This window comes from Aminobacter ciceronei (genome assembly GCF_014138625.1).
GTDB lineage: Bacteria > Pseudomonadota > Alphaproteobacteria > Rhizobiales > Rhizobiaceae > Aminobacter > Aminobacter ciceronei.
Genome location: NZ_JACJHY010000060.1, coordinates 1 through 20,827, shown reverse-complemented (window position 1 = coordinate 20,827; position 20,827 = coordinate 1). Strand labels below are relative to the sequence as shown.

35 protein-coding genes and 2 pseudogenes are annotated in these 20,827 nt (G+C 61.4%); 3 read left to right on the top strand and 34 right to left on the bottom strand.

What is annotated here, in order from left to right; all coding sequences use genetic code 11:
* Positions 1-176: 176 nt before the first annotated feature.
* Together HNQ95_RS34270 and HNQ95_RS34265 are read left to right on the top strand one after the other, a co-directional pair.
* Positions 177-427: pseudogene (locus HNQ95_RS34270) on the top strand (helix-turn-helix domain-containing protein); the annotation flags it as partial.
* Positions 424-573 (top strand): annotated as a pseudogene (locus HNQ95_RS34265) (IS30 family transposase); the annotation flags it as partial. The pseudogenes HNQ95_RS34270 and HNQ95_RS34265, both read left to right, overlap by 4 nt.
* Before the next feature lie 64 nt (positions 574-637).
* Here the strand turns inward: HNQ95_RS34265 and HNQ95_RS31990 are convergent.
* The gene (locus tag HNQ95_RS31990; RefSeq protein WP_067961928.1) at positions 638-871 is read right to left on the bottom strand and encodes a hypothetical protein; all 234 of its coding nucleotides are present in this window, start codon (positions 869-871) and stop codon (positions 638-640) included.
* Between the two features lie 81 nt (positions 872-952).
* On the opposite strand from HNQ95_RS31990, the gene HNQ95_RS31985 reads away from it, so the two are divergent.
* Positions 953-1,579 carry a class I SAM-dependent methyltransferase gene (locus HNQ95_RS31985; protein ID WP_067961926.1) on the top strand — a complete coding sequence of 209 codons (627 nt, stop codon included), beginning with the start codon at positions 953-955 and terminating at the stop codon, positions 1,577-1,579.
* Between the two features lie 66 nt (positions 1,580-1,645).
* Here HNQ95_RS31985 and HNQ95_RS31980 read toward each other — a convergent pair whose 3' ends face one another.
* The 33 genes from HNQ95_RS31980 to HNQ95_RS31820 all read right to left on the bottom strand — a co-directional run.
* A complete protein-coding gene (locus tag HNQ95_RS31980) occupies positions 1,646-2,074 on the bottom strand; it encodes a DUF6691 family protein (RefSeq protein ID WP_067961924.1) in 429 nt (142 codons plus the stop codon).
* Positions 2,075-2,084: 10 nt separating this feature from the next.
* Complete coding sequence (locus HNQ95_RS31975) at positions 2,085-2,507, bottom strand: YeeE/YedE family protein (protein WP_182576131.1); 423 nt, start codon at positions 2,505-2,507, stop codon at positions 2,085-2,087.
* The gene (locus HNQ95_RS31970; RefSeq protein WP_246786991.1) at positions 2,504-2,854 is read right to left on the bottom strand and encodes an ArsR/SmtB family transcription factor; all 351 of its coding nucleotides are present in this window, start codon (positions 2,852-2,854) and stop codon (positions 2,504-2,506) included. The genes HNQ95_RS31975 and HNQ95_RS31970 overlap by 4 nt, the downstream gene beginning before the upstream one ends.
* Before the next feature lie 233 nt (positions 2,855-3,087).
* Positions 3,088-4,398, bottom strand: coding sequence for a replication-associated recombination protein A (locus HNQ95_RS31965; protein ID WP_067961917.1), 1,311 nt, complete (start codon positions 4,396-4,398; stop codon positions 3,088-3,090).
* A 60-nt stretch (positions 4,399-4,458) separates the two neighbouring features.
* Complete coding sequence (locus tag HNQ95_RS31960) at positions 4,459-5,940, bottom strand: DegQ family serine endoprotease (RefSeq protein ID WP_182576130.1); 1,482 nt, start codon at positions 5,938-5,940, stop codon at positions 4,459-4,461.
* 197 nt (positions 5,941-6,137) lie between these two features.
* Positions 6,138-6,566 carry a 50S ribosomal protein L17 gene (rplQ, locus tag HNQ95_RS31955; RefSeq protein ID WP_067961913.1) on the bottom strand — a complete coding sequence of 143 codons (429 nt, stop codon included), beginning with the start codon at positions 6,564-6,566 and terminating at the stop codon, positions 6,138-6,140.
* A 109-nt stretch (positions 6,567-6,675) separates the two neighbouring features.
* Complete coding sequence (locus HNQ95_RS31950) at positions 6,676-7,686, bottom strand: DNA-directed RNA polymerase subunit alpha (protein WP_055976463.1); 1,011 nt, start codon at positions 7,684-7,686, stop codon at positions 6,676-6,678.
* A 94-nt stretch (positions 7,687-7,780) separates the two neighbouring features.
* The gene (gene rpsK, locus HNQ95_RS31945; protein WP_055976460.1) at positions 7,781-8,170 is read right to left on the bottom strand and encodes a 30S ribosomal protein S11; all 390 of its coding nucleotides are present in this window, start codon (positions 8,168-8,170) and stop codon (positions 7,781-7,783) included.
* 130 nt (positions 8,171-8,300) lie between these two features.
* Complete coding sequence (rpsM, locus tag HNQ95_RS31940) at positions 8,301-8,669, bottom strand: 30S ribosomal protein S13 (RefSeq protein ID WP_055976458.1); 369 nt, start codon at positions 8,667-8,669, stop codon at positions 8,301-8,303.
* A gap of 188 nt (positions 8,670-8,857) precedes the next feature.
* Positions 8,858-9,448 (bottom strand): adenylate kinase, encoded by a 591-nt coding sequence (locus HNQ95_RS31935; RefSeq protein WP_154384198.1) that lies wholly within the window; start codon positions 9,446-9,448, stop codon positions 8,858-8,860.
* Positions 9,445-10,785, bottom strand: coding sequence for a preprotein translocase subunit SecY (gene secY / locus HNQ95_RS31930; protein ID WP_067961908.1), 1,341 nt, complete (start codon positions 10,783-10,785; stop codon positions 9,445-9,447). Before secY ends, HNQ95_RS31935 begins: the two co-directional genes overlap by 4 nt.
* A gap of 133 nt (positions 10,786-10,918) precedes the next feature.
* Entirely contained in the window at positions 10,919-11,392 is a 474-nt protein-coding gene (gene rplO, locus HNQ95_RS31925; RefSeq protein ID WP_067961906.1) for a 50S ribosomal protein L15, read from the bottom strand.
* Between the two features lie 21 nt (positions 11,393-11,413).
* On the bottom strand, positions 11,414-11,611 hold the full coding sequence (rpmD, locus tag HNQ95_RS31920; RefSeq protein WP_067961904.1) for a 50S ribosomal protein L30: 198 nt from the start codon (positions 11,609-11,611) through the stop codon (positions 11,414-11,416).
* Between the two features lie 28 nt (positions 11,612-11,639).
* Positions 11,640-12,209: a 30S ribosomal protein S5 gene (rpsE, locus tag HNQ95_RS31915; RefSeq protein ID WP_067961902.1), complete on the bottom strand. Its 570-nt coding sequence runs from the start codon at positions 12,207-12,209 to the stop codon at positions 11,640-11,642.
* 128 nt (positions 12,210-12,337) lie between these two features.
* Complete coding sequence (gene rplR / locus HNQ95_RS31910) at positions 12,338-12,697, bottom strand: 50S ribosomal protein L18 (protein ID WP_067961899.1); 360 nt, start codon at positions 12,695-12,697, stop codon at positions 12,338-12,340.
* Positions 12,698-12,784: 87 nt separating this feature from the next.
* A complete protein-coding gene (rplF, locus tag HNQ95_RS31905; protein ID WP_067961897.1) occupies positions 12,785-13,318 on the bottom strand; it encodes a 50S ribosomal protein L6 in 534 nt (177 codons plus the stop codon).
* Between the two features lie 35 nt (positions 13,319-13,353).
* Positions 13,354-13,752, bottom strand: a complete 399-nt coding sequence (rpsH, locus tag HNQ95_RS31900) for a 30S ribosomal protein S8 (protein ID WP_067961896.1) — start codon at positions 13,750-13,752, stop codon at positions 13,354-13,356.
* A 12-nt stretch (positions 13,753-13,764) separates the two neighbouring features.
* Positions 13,765-14,070 (bottom strand): 30S ribosomal protein S14, encoded by a 306-nt coding sequence (gene rpsN, locus HNQ95_RS31895; protein WP_067961894.1) that lies wholly within the window; start codon positions 14,068-14,070, stop codon positions 13,765-13,767.
* Positions 14,071-14,097: 27 nt separating this feature from the next.
* Complete coding sequence (gene rplE, locus HNQ95_RS31890; protein ID WP_067961892.1) at positions 14,098-14,655, bottom strand: 50S ribosomal protein L5; 558 nt, start codon at positions 14,653-14,655, stop codon at positions 14,098-14,100.
* Positions 14,648-14,962, bottom strand: coding sequence for a 50S ribosomal protein L24 (gene rplX, locus HNQ95_RS31885; RefSeq protein WP_067961890.1), 315 nt, complete (start codon positions 14,960-14,962; stop codon positions 14,648-14,650). Before rplX ends, rplE begins: the two co-directional genes overlap by 8 nt.
* A 12-nt stretch (positions 14,963-14,974) precedes the next feature.
* On the bottom strand, positions 14,975-15,343 hold the full coding sequence (rplN, locus tag HNQ95_RS31880) for a 50S ribosomal protein L14 (protein ID WP_006205457.1): 369 nt from the start codon (positions 15,341-15,343) through the stop codon (positions 14,975-14,977).
* A 68-nt stretch (positions 15,344-15,411) separates the two neighbouring features.
* Complete coding sequence (gene rpsQ, locus HNQ95_RS31875; protein WP_055976426.1) at positions 15,412-15,651, bottom strand: 30S ribosomal protein S17; 240 nt, start codon at positions 15,649-15,651, stop codon at positions 15,412-15,414.
* Positions 15,652-15,662: 11 nt separating this feature from the next.
* A complete protein-coding gene (rpmC, locus tag HNQ95_RS31870) occupies positions 15,663-15,863 on the bottom strand; it encodes a 50S ribosomal protein L29 (RefSeq protein WP_018427849.1) in 201 nt (66 codons plus the stop codon).
* A 13-nt stretch (positions 15,864-15,876) separates the two neighbouring features.
* Positions 15,877-16,290, bottom strand: a complete 414-nt coding sequence (gene rplP, locus HNQ95_RS31865) for a 50S ribosomal protein L16 (RefSeq protein WP_055976423.1) — start codon at positions 16,288-16,290, stop codon at positions 15,877-15,879.
* A gap of 27 nt (positions 16,291-16,317) precedes the next feature.
* Positions 16,318-17,037, bottom strand: coding sequence for a 30S ribosomal protein S3 (rpsC, locus tag HNQ95_RS31860; protein ID WP_067961888.1), 720 nt, complete (start codon positions 17,035-17,037; stop codon positions 16,318-16,320).
* A complete protein-coding gene (gene rplV / locus HNQ95_RS31855; RefSeq protein WP_055976417.1) occupies positions 17,037-17,426 on the bottom strand; it encodes a 50S ribosomal protein L22 in 390 nt (129 codons plus the stop codon). The genes rpsC and rplV overlap by 1 nt, the downstream gene beginning before the upstream one ends.
* A 1-nt stretch (position 17,427) precedes the next feature.
* Positions 17,428-17,706, bottom strand: a complete 279-nt coding sequence (gene rpsS, locus HNQ95_RS31850; RefSeq protein WP_055976414.1) for a 30S ribosomal protein S19 — start codon at positions 17,704-17,706, stop codon at positions 17,428-17,430.
* Between the two features lie 15 nt (positions 17,707-17,721).
* A complete protein-coding gene (rplB, locus tag HNQ95_RS31845; protein WP_055976411.1) occupies positions 17,722-18,555 on the bottom strand; it encodes a 50S ribosomal protein L2 in 834 nt (277 codons plus the stop codon).
* 22 nt (positions 18,556-18,577) lie between these two features.
* On the bottom strand, positions 18,578-18,871 hold the full coding sequence (locus HNQ95_RS31840; protein WP_067961884.1) for a 50S ribosomal protein L23: 294 nt from the start codon (positions 18,869-18,871) through the stop codon (positions 18,578-18,580).
* Positions 18,868-19,488 (bottom strand): 50S ribosomal protein L4, encoded by a 621-nt coding sequence (gene rplD, locus HNQ95_RS31835; RefSeq protein WP_055976408.1) that lies wholly within the window; start codon positions 19,486-19,488, stop codon positions 18,868-18,870. The genes HNQ95_RS31840 and rplD overlap by 4 nt, the downstream gene beginning before the upstream one ends.
* A complete protein-coding gene (rplC, locus tag HNQ95_RS31830; protein WP_067961881.1) occupies positions 19,488-20,198 on the bottom strand; it encodes a 50S ribosomal protein L3 in 711 nt (236 codons plus the stop codon). The genes rplD and rplC overlap by 1 nt, the downstream gene beginning before the upstream one ends.
* 58 nt (positions 20,199-20,256) lie before the next feature.
* Entirely contained in the window at positions 20,257-20,565 is a 309-nt protein-coding gene (rpsJ, locus tag HNQ95_RS31825; protein ID WP_006205468.1) for a 30S ribosomal protein S10, read from the bottom strand.
* A gap of 64 nt (positions 20,566-20,629) precedes the next feature.
* Positions 20,630-20,827: EF-Tu C-terminal domain-related protein (locus HNQ95_RS31820; protein WP_446680313.1), on the bottom strand; the 198-nt coding region annotated here is incomplete at its 5' end.

Below are 20,827 nucleotides of genomic sequence, written 5' to 3'. Positions count from 1 at the left end.
GAAAATATGCTCGCTTGAAACCGCAGTAATAAACGATAGTATCGTGTCGCATTTCTAAGTTGACTGCTTTGTCTCATCTTTAAATTGCTGTGACAAAATTTGTAGCCGGGTGGGTTCTACCTTGAAGTGCGACTTTGCTGCGATACCAATGGGTTATCGCACGCAAGGAACCGCAGATGAGACGCACCTACTCCCAGATCGATTTGGATGAACGCCGTAAGATCGAGCGCTGGCGCCAAGCCGGAGTAAGTGTCGACGCGATCGCTGAGAAGCGCGGACGCCATCGCTCGACGATCTTCCGCGAGATCGCGCGGAACAAGTTCGAGGATCGGGAGATGCCCGATCTGACCGGCTACTTCTGCGATATCGCAAGCTTGTTCGACATCCGCAGCTCCAGGCCGCAATCATCGAGCGGATCAAACATGGCTGTCGCGTGACACCGACCCACTGCCCTTCGATGACCGCCACCTCAAGCAAGCGGGTGCTCATCTCAACGCGACACCACGTAAATGTCTTGGCTTCAGAACGCCAGCGGAAGTGTTCAGGCACAAGCTTCTGGCTGCCCGGCGATGAACCAGCTACCTTGCCTTGGCTCAAAGTCGCACTTCGCCCAGAACTCACAATGCGAACTTCACGATCAAAAGTCGATTGATCCGATCATCCGCGTTGCCTCGGCCAGCTCTTGCGCTATTTCCGGATCGTCAACCCGCATAGCAATGTGTACGTTGCCAGCACGATGTTTGCCGCTGTGGTAGCGGGCGATCGAAAACTGGAGCGCTCCGACGCCCGAGTTGCGCGCAAGCGTCGGCGGTGCGTCGCGCGGCAAATCGTCGGTTACATCGAACCAATCCGCTGGCAGGTCGAGCAGCAATCCGTATCACAACGAGTGACTGTATGCGGCAGCGGAAGCGCTTTAGCCTTGTTGTTGCTATGATGGCCATGGAGACAGGACGTGACGTCGGACAGGCAACGCAAAACCCATTGGGACGGCATCTACGGTACCAAGGCCGAAGACGCAGTCAGCTGGTATCAGCAGTCGCCGGAGCAGTCGCTGACGCTGCTTGAGCTCGTCGGCGCCTCACCGGCATCAGCCGTCATCGACATCGGCGGCGGCGTCTCGCATCTGGTCGACGTGTTGCTCGGACGAGGCTTTGACGATGTCACCGTGCTGGACATCTCGCAGGCAGCACTTGATGCGGACCGCGCGCGCCTTGGACCGGACGCAAGCCGCGTGACCTGGATCCGCAGCGACGTAACCGCATGGCGGCCGGACCGCGGCTACGACATCTGGCATGACCGCGCCGCGTTTCATTTCCTTACCGAGGCCAGCGATCAGGAAACCTACGCCACGGTATTGGACAGCGCGCTGAAGCCCGGCGGCCATGCGATCATCGGCACTTTCGCACCCGACGGTCCTGAGAAATGCAGCGGGCTGCCGATCGTCAGGCACGATGCCGGCAGTATCGGCACATTGCTGGGCGACGGCTACGAGCTCGTCGACACGCGCCGCCACGAACACAGGACGCCATGGGACAGCGTGCAGCTATTCCAGTTCAGCACGTTCCGCAAACGGGGCTGACGACCACCCTGCCCGTATATTAGTCGTTACTGGATCGCCGCAAGGTCGCGGCGGCACAGCAACAGGTCATGCCGGTGCCGCGACACGCCTGGATGCAAACGCCCTGGCCAGCCACATGCCGACAAACATCATTGGCAGGAAGGCATATGTGCCGGCAGCTCCGAGCGTGGTTGCCGTCAGTGCTGGCCCCGGGCAAAAGCCGCCAAGTCCCCAGCCGATGCCGAAAATGGCCGAGCCCAACAGAAGCGGCCAGTCGATCTCCGTCTTGGCCGGAAGCTGGAACGCGGCAGCGGCCAACGGCTTTGAGCGTTTCAATACAAGGCGATAGCCGACGAATGCGGTGATGACGGCGCCACCCATGACGAAGGCCAGCGACGGATCCCAGGTGCCAGTCACGTCAAGGAAATTCAACACCTTGGCCGGGTCGGACATGCCTGAAACAACGAGGCCTATGCCGAACAGCAGGCCAAGCGCGAGATTGACAAGAAACGACATGGTCAGTCTCCTAAGACGCGTGCCGGACGATGAAAACCGTGACGAAGGCCGTGGTCATGAAGGTGACGGTGGCAAACAGCGACCGCATCGACAGCCGCGACAGCCCGCAGACACCGTGTCCACTGGTGCAGCCGCTGCCATAGACCGAACCAAAACCGACCAGCAGACCGGCGATGGCCATCAGCGACAGGTTCGATGAAACGGTCTGGAGCACCTCGTTTCCGGATGCCATCAGATAGATCAGGGGTGCGGCGACCACGCCGAGAACGAAGCCGAGGTGCGACGGGAAAGCACCGTCGGCATAGGGCGGCAAAAGGCGGCTGGCGATGCCGCTGATGCCCGCTATGCGCCCTTCCCAGGCTATCAGCAGCACGGCCGCCAGGCCGATCAGGATGCCGCCTATTGTCGACGCGATGGGGGTAAATTCAGTCATTGTTCCTGCTTTTCGTTCGAAATTGGCGCGGTCGCCGGCGCACAGAACATGCGGTAGAGCAAGGCAACCATTTCCGCGACGCGCTCGTCGGCCAGACGATAGAAGACCGACTTCGATTCCTTGCGGCCGGCAATCATTCCGGCGTCGCGCAGCTCGGCGAGCTGTTGCGACAGGCCCGGTTGTCGGATGTCGAGGCGATCTTCGAGGGCGCGCACCGAACGCTCGCCGTCGACGAGGGCACAAACGATCATCAGGCGATTGGGATTGGCGAGCTTCTTCAGAAATTCTGAAGCCTCCCCCGCCCGTTCAAGCAGTTCAGATATCGCCTTGTTGGCTTCGGGATTCACGGCATTGACCTCGGTTTGGATGTGCGCATGTCCGGATCGCCCTAGCGTCCGTTTGACGGCGCCCGCATTGGTTCGCTTTCATAAATTACGTATATATGATTGCATTTTTTTGCAATCGATACTCTGCATATGTCAAGGCGCGAAACGAAGCGTGCGGATTGGCAAACGGCAGAAATTGGTCATAGACCGAGCTCGCGTCCGGGCAAATGTGCAACGGACGACATCGCCGGCGACTAGTCGTCGGAGTGGCTGCGGTTGGCCTTGTTGCGTGCCCAAAATTCGAGGCGTTTTTTGATGTCGCGTTCAAAGCCGCGTTCATTGGGCGCGTAGAATTCCGGACGGTTGGCGCCGGCAAGCTCATCTGGCATGAATTCCTGGCCCGAAAACGCGTCGGGATAATCGTGGTCGTACTTGTAGCCCTCGTGGTAGCCGAGTTCCTTCATCAGCTTGGTCGGGGCGTTGAGGATGTGCTTTGGTGGCGCCAGAGAACCGGTCTGCTGGGCCATGGCAATCGCCTGGTTGAAACCCATATAGGACGCGTTCGACTTGGGCGCCGTTGCTACATAGGTGATCGCCTGGGCCATGAACAGGCGCCCTTCCGGCCACCCTACCCGCTCGAACGCCGTCCAGGCAGCGATGACCTGCGGCATCGCCTGCGGGTCGGCCATGCCGACGTCTTCGGATGCGGCGCAAGCCAGGCGGCGGAAAATCGTCGCCGGAGATTCGCCGCCGACAACCATGCGCGCTGCCCAGTAGAGCGACGCCTGCACGTCGCTACCGCGCAGGCTTTTATGGAAGCAGCTGAGCATGTTGTAGTGCTCTTCCTGCCCCTTGTCGTAGACCGGAGCACGCTTCTGCACCGTCTCGGCGAGGCCGCCGACGTCGAGCACCACGCCAGAAGGCAGCGCGAGCAGCTCCTCGCAGAGCCCGATCAGGTAGCGCCCATCGCCATCCGCCATGGTCAGAAGTGTATCACGCGCGTCAGCGTCCAGCGGCAGCTTCCTGCCGGCATGCGCCTCGGCCCGCTCGGCCAGGATGGCAAGGTCAGGCTTCTCGAAACGCTTGAGCGTGTAGACCTTGGCACGCGACAGCAGAGCCGCAACAAGGCTGAAGCTCGGGTTCTCCGTCGTCGCACCGATCAGCACGATGGTGCCGTCCTCGACATGCGGCAGCAGCGCGTCCTGGGTGGTTCTGTTGAAGCGGTGGAGCTCATCAACGAACACCACCGTCTGGCGCCCTGCCCCGCTGCGCAGCTGCCTGGCAGCGTCCACGACCTTCCTGAGGTCGGCGACACCAGAGAGAACCGCCGAGAGCTGAACAAAATCGAGACCGATTTCCTTGGCGACCAGCCGGGCAATCGTCGTCTTGCCTACGCCTGGCGGCCCCCAGAGGATGAAGGACGATGCCTTTTTCGACTTGACCATGCGGCCGATCGGACCGTCAGGACCGAGGATATGGTCCTGACCGATGACCTCGCTGAGGCTTTGCGGACGCAATGTCTCGGCAAGCGGGCGCGGCACGACCTCGTCGAAGAGAGAGCTCATGCGGTGGCCCTCCCCCCGATCCATTTATGTGCCACGTCCAGTTCGAGCATGGTCAAACGCTCAGTAGCGCAGCATCTGCCGCATGATGCGGCCGTCGCGCTCGACGGTGAAGCGCCACCAGCGTGTGTCCTCTTCGGAAAGCAGCTTGAGCTTCTCTGCGGTGTCGATCGTTTCACCGTTGAGCTCGCGCACGATGTCGCCGGCCTGGAAGCCGAAACCGGCGGCCGCCGAGCCGCCGTCAACGCCGACAATCACGACGCCTTTGGTGTCGGTCGCAACGCGCAGGCGCTGAGCCAGGCGCGGCGACAGCACGGCGACCTTGGCGCCGGCAAACGGGCTGCGGCCGCCCAGCAACACCTCGTTCGTGCTGGCGCCTTCCGGCGCGCGCTCAAGCGCCACTTCAACGGCCTTTTCCTCGCCCTTGGTCAGAACCGACAGCGTCGCCTTGCCGCCGATCGGCTGGGTCGCCAGGCGATAGTCGAGCGCTTCCATATGCTCGATGGCGGCTCCGTTGAACGACAGAACGACATCGCCGGGCTTGAGGCCGGCGCGTGCCGCCGGACCGTTTTCGTCGACGGACGAAATCAGCGCGCCGGCAGGATGGTCCATGCCGAGCGATTCTGCGATCTGTGGCGTCACCGGCTCGAACGAGGCACCAATGAACGGCCGTTCGAAGAACTCCGCGCCGCCCTTGGCCGCCTCGGTGAAGGCGCGCACCATATTGGAGGGAATGGCGAAGCCGATGCCGATCGAGCCGCCGGTGCGGCTGAAGATCGCCGTGTTGATGCCGATCAACTGGCCGCCCATATTGATCAGCGCGCCACCGGAATTGCCCGGATTGATGGCGGCGTCGGTCTGGATGAAGAAGCCGGAGTCGGAGACGCCGATATGCGTGCGGGCCAGTGCCGAGACGATGCCGCTGGTCGTGGTCTGGCCAACGCCGAAGGGATTGCCGATGGCAAGAACGAGATCGCCAACCTGTAGCGCGTCGGAATCGCCGATGGCGATCGTCGGAAACGGCTTGTCGGAATCGATCTTCAGCACGGCAAGGTCGAGCGAGTCGTCCTTGAGCAGAACTTTTGAGGTGAATTCACGGCCATCCGACAGAGCGACCTTCACCTGGTCGGCGTCCTGGACGACGTGATTGTTGGTGACGACGATGCCGCTCGCATCGACCAGTACCCCGGAACCGAGCGAGGAGCGATTGCGCGGCGCGCCACGGCCGAAGAATTGCTCGAAGAATGGATCGCCCTCAAAGGGCGAGCGTGCCTTCACCTGCTTGGAAGCATAGACGTTGACCACTGCGGCAGACGTATCCTTGACCAGCGGCGCGAAGGAAAGCTGCATCTCCTCGCGGCCGAAGGGCACGCGACGGTCGGGGCCGGGCGTGGCCGTGCCATCCTTGCCGCCGTTCAAAAGGTCCGTCAGCACATCCGACAGGCCGGGATCCTCGGCGGGCTTGGTGGCCTCCTGGGCCGATACACCACCTGCAACGGCCATCCAGGCACACAGCGCAAGCAGCAAATAATGTTTCGCACGCATTGCGAATCCTCCAACGTCTAGTCGGCGCCATTGTCGCGACGATTGTGCAAATTGAAAGGCTGTATGCGCGCGAAAGCGCTTATTTCCGCATAGTTGGCGCGGGATGCAGAACAACCGCTGCAGCCTTTTCTGGCGGGTCGCCCAAAACAAAAGGGGCCGCGAGGGCCCCTTCGGTTCAAAACAACGATGCGGGCTGTTTATGCAGCTTCAGCTTCGTTGGCAGCTTCGGCTTCGAGGCGAACGCGGTCGCCGGCGCCCTTGGCGGAGGTGTCGCGATCGACGAACTCGATGACTGCCATGGCGGCGTTGTCACCGCGGCGGAAGCCAGCCTTCATGATGCGCAGGTAGCCGCCGTTGCGGGTGGCGTAACGCGGCGCGACGACGTCGAACAGACGCTTCACGACGTTTTCGTTGCCGATCTGGGCGATCACCTGGCGGCGGGCATGCAGGTCGCCGCGCTTGCCGAGCGTCACCAGCTTCTCGACGATCGGACGCAGGTCCTTCGCCTTTTCGAGCGTGGTCACGATCTGCTCGTGCTCGATCAGCGAGACCGAGAGGTTGGCGAACATGGACTTGCGGTGGCTTACGCTGCGGGCGAAGCGACGGCCTTTGAAACCGTGGCGCATGGCTCTTTTCCTTCTTCAGTTGTTCAAGAGGCCACGGCCTCTGATGGTTTTCCGCAAGGCCGTCGGACCGGAATATCCGGTCCTAGGAACCTTGCTCGACTAAGTCGTCTTAGTACTGGTCTTCGTATCGCTTGGCGAGGTCTTCGATGTTTTCCGGCGGCCAGTCCTGCACTTCCATACCGAGGTGCAGGCCCATCGCGGCCAGAACTTCCTTGATCTCGTTGAGCGACTTGCGGCCGAAATTCGGAGTACGCAGCATTTCTGCTTCCGTCTTCTGGATCAGGTCGCCGATGTAAACGATGTTGTCGTTCTTCAGACAGTTGGCCGAACGGACCGAAAGCTCCAGTTCGTCGACCTTCTTGAGCAGCGCCGGATTGAAGGCAAGCTCGGTAACGGCCTCGGCTGCAACTTCCTTCTGCGGCTCGTCGAAGTTGACGAACAGGGCGAGCTGGTCCTGCAGGATGCGAGCAGCGAAAGCCACCGCGTCCTCACCGGTGATCGAACCGTCGGTCTCAATGGTCATGGTCAGCTTGTCGTAGTCCAGAACCTGGCCCTCGCGGGTGTTCTCGACCTTGTAAGAAACCTTCTTGACCGGCGAGTAGAGGCTGTCGACCGGGATGAGGCCGATCGGAGCATCTTCTGCGCGGTTGCGTTCAGCCGGGACGTAGCCCTTGCCGGTGTCGACGGTGAACTCCATACGGATCTCCGCACCCTCGTCGAGCGTGCAGATGACGTGGTCGGGGTTCAGGATCTCGACGTCGCCGACCGTCTGGATGTCGCCGGCGAGCACGGCACCGGGGCCCTGCTTGCGAACGACCATGCGCTTCGGGCCGTCGCCTTCCATGCGGATGGCGATTTCCTTGATGTTGAGCACGATATCGGTGACGTCCTCACGAACGCCGCCGATGGACGAGAACTCATGCAGCACGCCGTCGATCTGGACGGCAGTGACGGCAGCGCCGCGAAGCGACGACAACAGCACGCGACGGAGCGCGTTGCCCAGCGTCAGGCCGAAGCCACGCTCAAGCGGTTCGGCGACGAGCGTGGTCAGCGTCTTCTTCTTGGACGAGAACTCGATCTTGTTTGGCTTGATCAGTTCCTGCCAGTTTTTCTGGATCATATTCGCTTCCTTCCGTTGCCCCGCCACCATCCAATCGTGGCGGGCGACCTGGAAACCGTAACGAGCGCCCAAGGCGCTCGCACGGGGTGAAATATTAGACGCGACGCTTCTTGCGCGGGCGGCAGCCGTTGTGCGGGATCGGCGTCACGTCGCGGATCGACGTGATGGTGAAACCCGCAGCCTGGAGCGCGCGCAGCGCCGATTCACGACCCGAACCCGGACCGCAGACTTCGACCTCGAGCATACGCATGCCATGTTCCTGGGCCTTCTTGGCGCAGTCTTCGGCAGCCATCTGGGCAGCGAACGGGGTCGACTTGCGCGAACCCTTGAAACCCTGTGCACCGGCCGACGACCAGGCAATCGTGTTGCCCTGCGCATCGGAGATGGTGATCATGGTGTTGTTGAAGGTCGAATTCACGTGGGCGACGCCCGACGAGATGTTCTTGCGTTCGCGACGACGAACGCGAGCGGCTTCCTTAGCCATGGTAGTCCTTTCAGTTGATCTCTTCACCGCCGTAATACCAGCGGCTACACCAGCCTGCTTTTAAGGTGTCAGGCCGAACACCCGCCCATAAAAGGCGAAACCGGCGGGCCGAAACCCGCCGGGAACGAAATTACTTCTTCTTACCGGCAATTGCCTTGGCCGGGCCCTTGCGGGTGCGCGCATTGGTATGCGTGCGCTGGCCGCGGACCGGAAGCGACCGGCGGTGACGCAGGCCGCGGTAGCAGCCGAGGTCCATCAGGCGCTTGATGTTGATCGAAACTTCGCGGCGCAGATCGCCTTCGACCTGGTAGTCGCGATCGATGGTCTCGCGGATCGACAGGACTTCAGCATCGGTCAGCTGGTTGACGCGGCGCTCAGCCGGGATGCCGACCTTCTCGACGATCTCCTGGGCGAACTTCTTGCCAATGCCGTGAATGTACTGAAGCGCAATCACAACGCGCTTGTTGGTCGGGATATTAACGCCGGCTATACGAGCCATTTTCTCACTCCATTTGGGCCGGACTGTGCCGGCGCTTCAAGTTGCCCCGCGTCCGGTGGAGGCCGGCCCATGCGGGTTTTCCGTATCAATATGACTATGCACCCTAACGGGCAAACACCGTCATGCCTGAATGGAAGACGGGCCGCCATACGCCAGTACAGCCCGTCAGTCAAGCACGACGGCTGTTTTTAGTGCGTGACCGCTGCGATGACGGCTTCAATCTGCGCGGTAACGTCGTCCATGTCGGCCATTCCGTCGACCTGCTTGAGCAGGTCGTTGGCGTAGTAGTAGCCGATCAACGGCGCCGTCTTCTTGTAGTACTCGCGCAAGCGTTCTTCGAACACCTTGGCATTGTCGTCCTTGCGAACCGGTTGGCCAGCAGCCTGTGCTTCCTCGGCGCGCTTCAGAATCCGGCCAACGAGTGCCTTGTCGTCGACGACGAGCTCGATCACCACGTCGAGATGCAGGCCGCGTTCGGCCAGCATGTCAGCGACTGCATCGGCCTGCGCCAGCGTGCGCGGGTAACCGTCGAGGATGAAACCCTTGGCGCAGTCGTCCTGGTCGATTCGCTCGGCGACGATGGCATTGACGATCTCGTCCGAAACCAGCTCGCCGGCGTCCATGACAGCCTTTGCGCGCTTGCCAACTTCCGTCTCGGCCTTCACTGCGGCCCGCAACATGTCACCAGTGGAAAGCTGCGGGATACCGTGCTTTTCAACCAGCCTCTGCGCCTGAGTGCCCTTCCCCGCCCCGGGCGGTCCCAGCAAAATAAGCTTCATCTTCCCCTCTTACCTCCACGGAGCTTCGACTTCTTGATCAGCCCCTCGTACTGGTGGGCGATCAGGTGACCCTGAATCTGCGCCACGGTATCAAGGGTTACATTGACCACGATCAGAAGCGAAGTACCACCAAGGTAGAACGGAACGCCGGTTGCAGAAATCAGGAACTCGGGCATCAAGCAGATGACGACCAGGTAGGCAGCGCCGATGACGGTGACGCGGGTCAGCACGTAGTCGATATATTCCGCCGTGCGTTCGCCGGGGCGATAGCCGGGGATGAAGCCCGAATGCTTCTTCAGCTGGTCGGCAGTGTCCTTCGGATTAAAGACGATTGCCGTGTAGAAGAAGGCAAAAAAGACGATCATCGCGGCGTAGAGCAGCATGTAGAGCGGCTGACCATGGCCGAGAGCGGCCATGACAGTGCTCACCCAGCCGGGCAGCGTTGCGGTGTTCGAGAAGCCCGCGACGGTCGCCGGCAACAGCAGCAGCGACGAGGCGAAGATCGGAGGAATAACGCCTGCGGTGTTCAGCTTCAGCGGCAGGTGCGACGTATCGCCCTGGAACATCCGATTGCCGACCTGGCGCTTCGGATACTGGATCAAAAGGCGACGCTGGGCACGCTCGAAGAAGACGATCAGGGCAATGACGACGATCGCCAGAACGATGATCGCGAGAATCAGGCCGGTCGACAGAGCACCGGTGCGGCCGAGTTCCAGCGTGCCGCTGATGGCGCTCGGAAGGCCTGCGACGATGCCGGCGAAGATGATCAGTGAAATGCCGTTGCCGATGCCGCGCGCGGTGATCTGCTCGCCGAGCCACATCAGGAACATTGTGCCGCCGACAAGCGTGATGACCGTCGAGGCACGGAAGAACATGCCCGGATCGGTAACGATGCCGTTGCCGCCCTCGAGGCCGGCGGAAATGCCATAAGCCTGGACGACCGCCAGCAGCACGGTGCCGTAGCGGGTGTACTGGTTGATGATCTTGCGGCCCTGCTCGCCTTCCTTCTTCAGCGCTTCAAGCGACGGCACGACCGACGTCATGAGCTGCATGATGATGGAGGCGGAGATGTAGGGCATGATGCCGAGCGCAAAGAGCGCCATGCGCTCGACAGCACCACCGGCAAACATGTTGAAGATGCCGAGCACGCCGCGGCTCTGCTGGGTGAAAGCCTGCGCGAATGCGTCGGGGTTGATTCCCGGAAGCGGAATGTAGGTACCGAGGCGGTAGACCAAAAGCGCGCCAAGCGTGAACCAGATGCGCTTCTTGAGGTCTTCGGCCTTGGCGAAGGCTGCGAAATTCAGATTGGATGCTAGTTGTTCAGCAGCCGATGCCATTCAGGGTACTCCGCTTGGTCACGCCGAAATGCCGCGATGGGCGCGGCGCGTGTCACCGAAGCCACGAGATAGGCTCCGGGAGGCAAACATGCAAGCGGCGGTATCTCTACCGCCGCTTACTTTGCAAAGCCTTTTACTCGGCGGCTGCCACTTCAGGCAGCTTCACCGATCCTCCAGCCTTTTCGATCTTCTCGATCGCCGGCTTGGAAGCGCCGGCAACATCAAAGGCCACCTTGGCCTTGAGTTCGCCGTCGCCGAGGATGCGGACGCCGTCCTTGACGCGGCGAATCACGCCGGCCTTGACGAGCGCCTCACCGGTCACGGTCTCCTTTGCGTCGAGCTTCTTGGCATCGATCGCGGCCTGGATGCGGGCCAGCGAAACGGTGACGAAGCTCTTTGCAAAGATGTTGGTGAAGCCGCGCTTCGGCAGGCGACGGTAGAGCGGCATCTGGCCACCCTCGAAGCCGTTGATCGCGACGCCCGAACGAGCCTTCTGGCCCTTCACGCCGCGGCCGCCGGTCTTGCCGGAGCCGGAGCCGATACCACGGCCAAGACGCTTCTTGGAGTGGGTCGCGCCGGCGTTGTCACGCAGATCGTTGAGTTTCATCTTCTATCTCCTGCGCTCGGCTTACGCCTCGTCCACAACGCGGACGAGGTGCTGGACAGCTGCGATCATGCCACGCACCGAAGGAGTATCCTCCAGCGTGCGCTTGCGATGCATCTTGTTGAGGCCGAGGCCGACCAGCGTTGCGCGCTGTTCCTTCGGACGACGGATCGGGCTGCCGATCTGCTCGACGGTGATGGTCTTGGTTGCTTTCTTGGCCATGGTCATTGTCCCTGGTCAGCTCGAGCGACTATTCTTCAGCCGCTACGGCGGTGCCGCGGCGGGCCTGAAGCGTCGAGTACTTGATGCCGCGCTGTGCAGCCACATCCTTCGGATGCATCTGGCTCTTCAGCGCATCGAAGGTCGCACGAACCATGTTGTACGGGTTCGACGAACCCATCGACTTGGCGACGACGTCGTGCATGCCGAGCGTCTCGAAGACAGCGCGCATCGGACCGCCGGCGATGATGCCGGTACCCTGCTTGGCAGAGCGCAGCAGAACGCGACCAGCGCCCCAACGGCCTTCAACATCGTGGTGCAGCGTACGGCCCGAGCGGAGCGGCACGAAGATCATGTCGCGCTTTGCCGATTCGGTTGCCTTGCGGATCGCTTCCGGCACTTCGCGCGCCTTGCCGTGACCAAAGCCAACACGGCCCTTCTGGTCTCCGACGACGACGAGTGCCGCAAAACCGAAACGCCGGCCGCCCTTGACGACCTTGGCAACGCGGTTGATGTGGACGAGCTTATCGACGAACTCGCTGTCGCGCTCTTCGCGGTCACGGCTACGGTCGCGACCACCTTCCCTACGTTCTTGTGCCATATTCCTATCCTTATTTTTTTCCGGAAGCACGGGGGTTAAAAACCAAATCCGGCGTCTATAGCGTCGCCGGATTTATTGCAACTGCTCAGAAATGCGGCACAGCGCCACGCGCTACGCCGTAGACTGCATCAGAAGTTGAGGCCACCTTCACGTGCGGCTTCGGCAAGTGCCTTGACGCGGCCGTGATAGATGTAGGCGCCACGATCGAAAACGACGTCCTTGACGCCAGCCTTCGAAGCACGCTCGGCGATCAGCTTGCCAACCGCGGTCGCGGCAGCAGTGTCGGCGCCGGTCTTCAGCGAGCCCTTGAGATCCTTCTCGAGGGTCGAAGCGGCAGCGAGCGTACGGCCGTTGGCGTCGTCGATTACCTGGACGTAGATATTCTTCGACGTGCGGTGAACCGACAGGCGCGGACGGCCGTTGGCGACCTTCTTGATCTGGCGGCGGATACGCGCCGAACGGCGCAGGGTGGTTTCTTTCGAAGCCATAGTAGCAGTTCCTTGCCTTCTGAAACGGGCGCGGCCATCTGCGGTAAGCCCAATTGCTTCCCGCGACCGCGCACCGCGGCGTTGTTGTTACTTCTTCTTGCCTTCTTTGCGGACGATCTTCTCGCCTGCATAGCGCACGCCCTTGCCCTTGTAAGGCTCGGGACCGCGGTATTCGCGGATCTCGGCAGCGACCTGGCCGACTTGCTGCTTGTTGATGCCGTTGACCACGATTTCGGTCGGCTTCGGCACCGTGATGGTGATGCCTTCCGGCGTCTGATAGACGACGTCATGCGAGAAGCCAAGTGCCAGCTGCAGGTTCTTGCCCTGGAGCGCTGCACGGTAACCGACGCCGGTGATCTCGAGCTTCTTTTCGAAGCCGTCCTTAACACCCGTCAGGATGTTGACGATCTGCGTCCGCGACATGCCCCACTTGGAGCGCGCGTCCTTCGACTGATCGCGCGGCTGAACAGCGATTTCGCCGTTTTCCATCGTGACCAGAACTTCGTTGTTGACCACGAACTTCAGCTCGCCCTTGGGCCCCTTGGCCGTGACGGTCTGGCCGTCGACGGAAGCGGTAACGCCCTGCGGAAGCTGAACGGGTTTCTTGCCAATACGAGACATAGTCCTCGTGCCTTTCTTGTTTCAGCCTACGCAGATCAGAAGATCTGGCAGAGGATTTCCCCGCCGACGTTCTGTTCGCGCGCTTCGTGGTCGGCCATCACGCCCTTCGGGGTCGAAAGGATCGAGATGCCGAGGCCATTGGCAACAGGCGGAATCGACTTGGACGAGACGTAGACGCGGCGGCCCGGCTTGGAGACGCGGGCGATTTCGCGGATAACCGGCTGGCCGTCGAAGTACTTCAGCTCGATTTCGATCTCGGACTTGCCGTTTTCGAAGTCGGTCTGGCTGTAGTCGCGGATGTAGCCTTCCGCCTTCAGCACGTCGAGAACACGGGCGCGCAGCCTGGACGCAGGCGTCGACACGGTCGACTTCTTGCGGCCATAGGCGTTGCGGATGCGGGTCAGCATATCGCCGAGAGGATCACTCAAAGACATGTCAAATGCTCCTTACCAGCTCGACTTGACCAGACCGGGGATCGCCCCGATCGAGCCCAGGTCGCGAAGCGCGATACGCGACATCTTAAGCTTGCGATAGTAGGCGCGCGGGCGGCCGGTCACTTCGCAGCGATTACGAATACGGATCTTTGCCGAGTTGCGCGGCAGCGCGGCGAGCTTGAGCTGCGCGCGGAAGCGTTCCTCGATCGGCTTGGCCTGATCCATGACGACGTCCTTGAGGGCCTTACGCTTGGCAGCGTACTGGTCCACAAGCTTGCGGCGCCGATTGTTCTTCTCGACTGAGCTGGTCTTTGCCATTTCAGATTTTTCCTTTTCTCGCTGCCGTTACTGCCGGAAGGGGAAGTTGAAGGCCTTGAGCAGAGCCCGGGCTTCTTCGTCCGTCTTGGCGGTCGTGCAAACGATGATGTCCATACCCCACATCTGATCAACCTTGTCGTAGTTGATCTCGGGGAACACGATATGCTCCTTCAGGCCCATAGCGTAATTTCCGCGGCCGTCAAAGCTTTTCGGGTTCAGACCGCGAAAGTCGCGAACGCGCGGCAGTGCGATGTTCACGAGGCGGTCCAGAAACTCGTACATGCGCTCCTGGCGGAGCGTCACCTTGGCGCCGATCGGCATCTGCTCACGCACCTTGAAGCCGGCGATCGACTTGCGGGCGCGGGTGATGACCGGCTTCTGGCCGGCGATCATGGCCAGGTCTTCAGCGGCAACCGACGGCTTCTTCGAATCCGCGGTAGCTTCGCCAACACCCATGTTGAGCACGATCTTGTCGATGCGCGGAATCTGCATGACGTTGTCGTACTTGAACTGTTCCTGCATCGCCTGGCGGATGGTCTCGTTGTAGACCTTCTTCAGACGCGGCTCGTTGGTTGCCTTAGCCATTGATGACTTCTCCCGAGCGCTTGGCGACACGCACCTTCGTGCCGTCCTTCTGGACCTGGAAGCCGACGCGGGTCGGCTTGCCATCCTTGGGGTCGACGAGCGCGAGGTTCGACAGGTGGATCGGCGCTTCCTTGGTAATGATCCCGCCCTCTTGGGTCTGGGACTGCTTCTGGTGGCGGCGGATCATGTTCACGCCGCGGACAACTGCCTTGTCTTCCTTCGGCTGGACAGACAGCACCTCGCCGGTGCGGCCCTTGTCCTTGCCGGCCAGAACGACAACCTTGTCGCCTTTACGGATCTTCTGCATTGTTCCGGCTCCTTACAGCACTTCGGGCGCGAGCGAGATGATCTTCATGTGGTTCTTGGCGCGGAGTTCGCGCGGAACCGGCCCGAAGATACGCGTGCCGATAGGTTCTTTCTTGTTATCGACAAGAACGGCCGCGTTCTTGTCGAAACGGATCACGCTGCCGTCCGGACGACGAATGTCCTTGGCCGTGCGAACCACGACCGCCTTCATCACGTCACCCTTCTTAACGCGGCCGCGCGGAATGGCTTCCTTGATCGACACCACGATGATGTCGCCAACAGAAGCATACTTCCGCTTCGAGCCGCCCAGCACCTTGATGCACATGACACGACGGGCGCCGGAATTATCCGCGACGTCGAGGTTTGTTTGCATCTGAATCATGACTGGCCGCCTTCTTCTTCTCTAACGGGATGGGCTACCGCCCTCCCCGGCTTGTCCAAAATTCGTTGTTACGCCTGGTCCGGGGTGATGACGACCCAGCGCTTATCCTTGGAAATCGGCTTCGATTCCTGGATAGACACCTGATCCCCCACCTTGTGGGCGTTGTTTTCGTCGTGCGCCTTGTAGTTCTTCGACATACGCACGGTCTTCTTCATCACCGGGTGCGTGAAGCGACGCTCGACCTTGACGACGACCGTCTTCTCGTTCTTGTCGCTGACGACCGTACCCTGCAGGATGCGCTTTGGCATGGTTTTCGTCCTTAAGCCTTCTTGCCGGCCGACTTCTCGGCGGCGATGGTCTTGATACGCGCGATGTCCTTACGAACTTGTTTCACACGCGCCGTCTTTTCCAGCTGACCGGTCGCCTTCTGGAAGCGCAGGTTGAACTGCTCCTTCTTGAGGCTGGCGAGCTCGTCAGTGAGCTGGTCCTGGGTCTTCGTCCTGATGTCCGAGGCTTTCATGATCAGCCCTTCCTTATTCTGCGATGCGCTGAACGAAGCGCGTCCTGACCGAGAGCTTGGCGGCGCCGAGACGCAGCGCTTCACGCGCCACTTCCTCGGAGACACCATCGATCTCGAACATCACGCGACCTGGCTTGATGCGGCATGCCCAGTAGTCGACGGCGCCCTTGCCCTTACCCATGCGGACTTCGGTCGGCTTCGACGTGACGGGGACGTCCGGGAAGATACGGATCCAGACGCGGCCCTGACGTTTCATTTCGCGGGTGATCGCGCGGCGAGCCGCCTCGATCTCACGCGCGGTGACGCGGTTCGGCTCAAGCGCCTTCAGTCCGAAGCCGCCGAAATCCAGGTTGGTGCCACCCTTCGCGGTACCGTGGATGCGGCCCTTGAACTGCTTACGGAACTTTGTGCGCTTTGGCTGCAGCATCGTTCTAACTCCAAATTCCTATGCGTATCAGGCGTTTTCGCGACGGCGGCGCTCAGGGCGCTCGCCAGCATGCGAATGCTCGCCTTCGGTTGCGCGACGCTCGGAAGCCATCGGATCGTGCTCGAGGATCTCGCCCTTGAACACCCACACCTTGACGCCGCAGATGCCGTAGGCGGTCTTTGCCTCGGCAGTGCCGTAGTCGACGTCGGCGCGCAGCGTGTGCAGCGGAACGCGACCTTCGCGGTACCACTCCATACGTGCGATTTCAGCGCCGCCGAGACGGCCCGAGCAGTTGATGCGGATGCCCTCTGCGCCGAGACGCATGGCCGACTGCACCGCGCGCTTCATGGCGCGACGGAAGGCAATGCGGCGCTCGAGCTGCTGTGCGATCGACTGTGCGACCAGCGTAGCGTCGGTCTCCGGCTTGCGAACCTCGACGATGTTGAGGTGCGTCTCGGACTTCGTCATCTCCATCAGCTTCTTGCGAAGCTTTTCGATGTCGGCGCCCTTCTTGCCAATGATCAGGCCCGGACGTGCTGCGTGAATGGTCACGCGGCACTTCTTGTGCGGACGCTCGATCACGACCTTGGAGATCGCGGCCTGCTTCAACTCGGCTTCAAGATACTTGCGGATCTTGATGTCTTCGTGGAGCAGCTGGCCGTACTCACCGGTGTTTGCGTACCAACGCGAGTCCCAGGTGCGGTTGATGCCGAGGCGGAGACCAATTGGATTGATTTTCTGGCCCATTATGCGGCCTCCCCTTTCTCTTCGACTTCACGAACGACGATCGTGAGGTGCGAAAACGGCTTCTCAATGCGGCTGGCGCGACCACGGCCACGAGCGTGGAAACGCTTCATGACGATCGACTTACCGACAAAGGCTTCCGCCACCACCAGTGCATCGACATCGAGGTCGTGATTGTTTTCCGCGTTGGCGATAGCCGATTCGAGGGTCTTCTTAACCGTTCCGGCGATGCGCTTGCGCGAAAATTCCAGATCCGAAAGCGCGGTCGCTACCTTCTTGCCGCGGATAAGCGCGGCAACGAGGTTGAGCTTCTGCGGGCTGACCCGGATCGTGCGGAGGACCGCACGTGCCTCGTTGTCAGCAAGCCTGCGCGGAGCTTTGGCCTTGCCCATGTTACTTCCTCTTTGCCTTCTTGTCCGCGCCGTGACCGTAGTAGGTCCTGGTGGGAGCGAACTCACCGAACTTGTGGCCGACCATGTCCTCGTTCACCGAGACCGGGACGTGCTTCTGGCCGTTGTAGACACCGAAGGTGAGGCCGACGAACTGCGGCAGGACGGTGGAGCGACGGCTCCACATCTTGATCACCTCATTGCGACCGCCTTCACGAACCTTCTCTGCCTTCTTGAGCAGATAGCCGTCAATGAACGGGCCTTTCCAGACTGAACGAGTCACTGGCGTTACCTCTTCTTAGCTCTTGCGCTGATGGCGCGAGCGCAGGATGAACTTGTCGGTCGCCTTGTTGGACCGCGTCTTCTTGCCCTTGGTGGGCTTGCCCCACGGGGTCACCGGATGGCGTCCGCCCGAGGTGCGGCCTTCACCACCGCCGTGCGGATGGTCGACCGGGTTCATGGTCACGCCGCGGTTGTGCGGACGCTTGCCACGCCAGACCGTACGACCGGCCTTGCCGTCGTTGATGTTGCCGTGGTCCGGGTTGGACACGGCGCCGACGGTGGCGATGCAGAGACCGCTGACGACGCGCTGTTCACCCGAGTTGAGGCGAAGGATCGCCATGCCCTGGTCGCGGCCGACGAGCTGGGCGTAAGCACCAGCCGAACGAGCGACCTGACCGCCCTTGCCGGGCTTCAGCTCGATGTTGTGGACGATCGTGCCGACCGGCATCGAAGCGAGCGGCATTGCATTGCCCGGCTTCACGTCGACCTGCTCACCAGCGATGATCTTGTCGCCGGCCTGCAGACGCTGCGGAGCAATGATGTAGCTCAGCTCACCATCGTCGTACTTGATCAGTGCGATGAAGGCGGTGCGGTTCGGATCGTACTCGAGACGCTCGACCGTGCCGACGACGTCGAACTTGCGACGCTTGAAGTCGATGATACGGTACGAACGCTTGTGACCGCCGCCGATGAAGCGAGCCGTGATGCGGCCGTAGTTGTTGCGACCGCCCGACTTGGTCAGGCCTTCGGTCAGACCCTTGACGGGCTTGCCCTTGTGCAGACCCGAGCGGTCGACGATGACCAGCTGGCGCGTGCTCGGCGTTACTGGCTTGAATTTCTTAAGTGCCATTGTCCTGTCCTCTCAGCCCAGCTCAGAGACCCGTCGCGACGTCGATCGACTGGCCATCGGCCAGCGTCACTACCGCCTTCTTGACGTCGCTCTGGCGGCCGATCGTGCCGCGGAAGCGCTTCACCTTGCCCTTGCGGACCAGGGTGTTCACAGCAGTCACCTTCACGCCGAACAGCGCTTCGACGGCAGCCTTGATCTCGGGCTTGCTCGCCTTCTTGGCGACATTGAAGACGACCTGGTTGTTTTCCGAAGCCATGGTCGACTTTTCAGTGATCGCCGGCGAGACGATCACGTCATAGTGGCGGAGATCCGTCATTTGAAGCGCTCCTCGAGAGCCTCGACGGCGGCCTTCGAAAGGACCAGCGTGCCGCGGCGCAGAATGTCGTAAACGTTGATGCCCTGGATCGGCAGGACATCGATGTTCGGGATGTTGGTCGCTGCGCGCTTGAAGTTGAGGTCAAGCTCAGCACCACCGATCACCAGGGCATTGGTCAGGCCCAGCGTCGCGAAGTTCGCGATCAGCGCCTTGGTCTTGCCCTCGGCGAGCGTCAGCTCGTCGACGATGATCAGGTTCGATGCCTTGGCCTTGGCCGACAGGGCGTGCTTCAGGCCGAGAGCGCGGACCTTCTTGGGAAGGTCATGCTCGTGGCTGCGAACGACCGGGCCGTGGGCCTTGCCGCCGCCGCGGAACTGCGGAGCGCGTGCCGAATGGTGACGAGCGCGGCCCGTACCCTTCTGCTTGTACATCTTAGCGCCGGTGCGCGCGATTTCCGCGCGGCCCTTGGCCTTGTGCGTGCCCTGCTGCTTCTTGGCGAGCTGCCAGCGCACGACGCGCTGGAGAACGTCTTCGCGCGGGTCGAGGCCGAAGATCTCTTCCGAGAGCTCAACCTTGCCGGCATCCTTGCCTGCGAGGGTTGTAATCTTGAGGTCCATTATTCCGCTCCCTCGTTGGCCGGAGCCTTGTTGCTGGCAGCGCGGATCGCAGCCGGCTTCGGCGCGTTCTCAGGAAGCGCAACCTTTGCGGCGTCGCGAACCAGGATCCATGCACCCTTAGAACCCGGAACCGCGCCGCGGATCAGGATGAGACCGCGATCGGTGTCGGTCGAGACGACCTCCACGTTCTGGGTGGTGACGCGAACGTCGCCCATGTGGCCGGCCATCTTCTTGCCCTTGAACACCTTGCCCGGGTCCTGGCGCTGACCGGTCGAACCGTGAACGCGGTGCGACAGCGAGTTGCCGTGGGTGGCACGGCCGCCGCCGAAGTGGTGGCGCTTGATGACGCCCTGGAAGCCTTTACCGATCGTCGTGCCCGTCACGTCGACCTTCTGGCCAACGACGAAATGCTCGACGGTGATCTCGGCGCCAACGTCCAGCATGTTGTCTGCGGAGACGCGGAACTCGGCAACCTTCGACTTCGGCTCGACGGAAGCGGCAGCGAAGTGACCGCGCAACGCCTTCGTCGTATTCTTGACCTTGGCCAGGCCAACGCCGAGCTGAACGGCAGTGTAGCCATTCTTCTCTTTGGTCAGCTGCGCCACGACCTGGCAGTTCTCCATGCGGAGAACGGTGACGGGAACGTGTTCGCCAGCGTCATTATAGACGCGGGTCATTCCCACCTTCTGTGCAATTACACCTGAACGCATCGGTTCGTTTTCCTTCAGAGGAGCCGTTTGGATCTGCTCGCGCGGCTCATGTTAGCTCTTAGAGCTTGATTTCGACGTCCACACCTGCCGCGAGGTCGAGCTTCATCAGAGCATCGACGGTCTGCGGGGTCGGGTCGACGATGTCCAGCAGACGCTTGTGCGTGCGCATTTCGAACTGCTCGCGGCTCTTCTTGTCGACGTGCGGCGAGCGGTTCACCGTGAACTTCTCGATCCGCGTCGGCAGCGGGATCGGGCCGCGAACATTGGCGCCGGTGCGCTTCGCGGTCGACACGATCTCACGCGTCGAAGCGTCGAGAACCCGGTGGTCAAACGCCTTGAGGCGGATGCGGATATTCTGTCCGTTCATGGTCACTTCCTTGTTCTGGCGCGGCGCGGGCGTATTCCCGCCCGCGACAGATCGTTAATTCGGATTATTCTTTGATCGAAGCGACGATGCCGGCGCCGACGGTGCGGCCACCTTCACGGATAGCGAAGCGGAGCTTCTCTTCCATGGCGATCGGCACGATGAGCTCGACGTCGACGGTGATGTTGTCGCCGGGCATGACCATCTCGGTGCCTTCCGGCAGCGACACGATGCCGGTCACGTCCGTCGTGCGGAAGTAGAACTG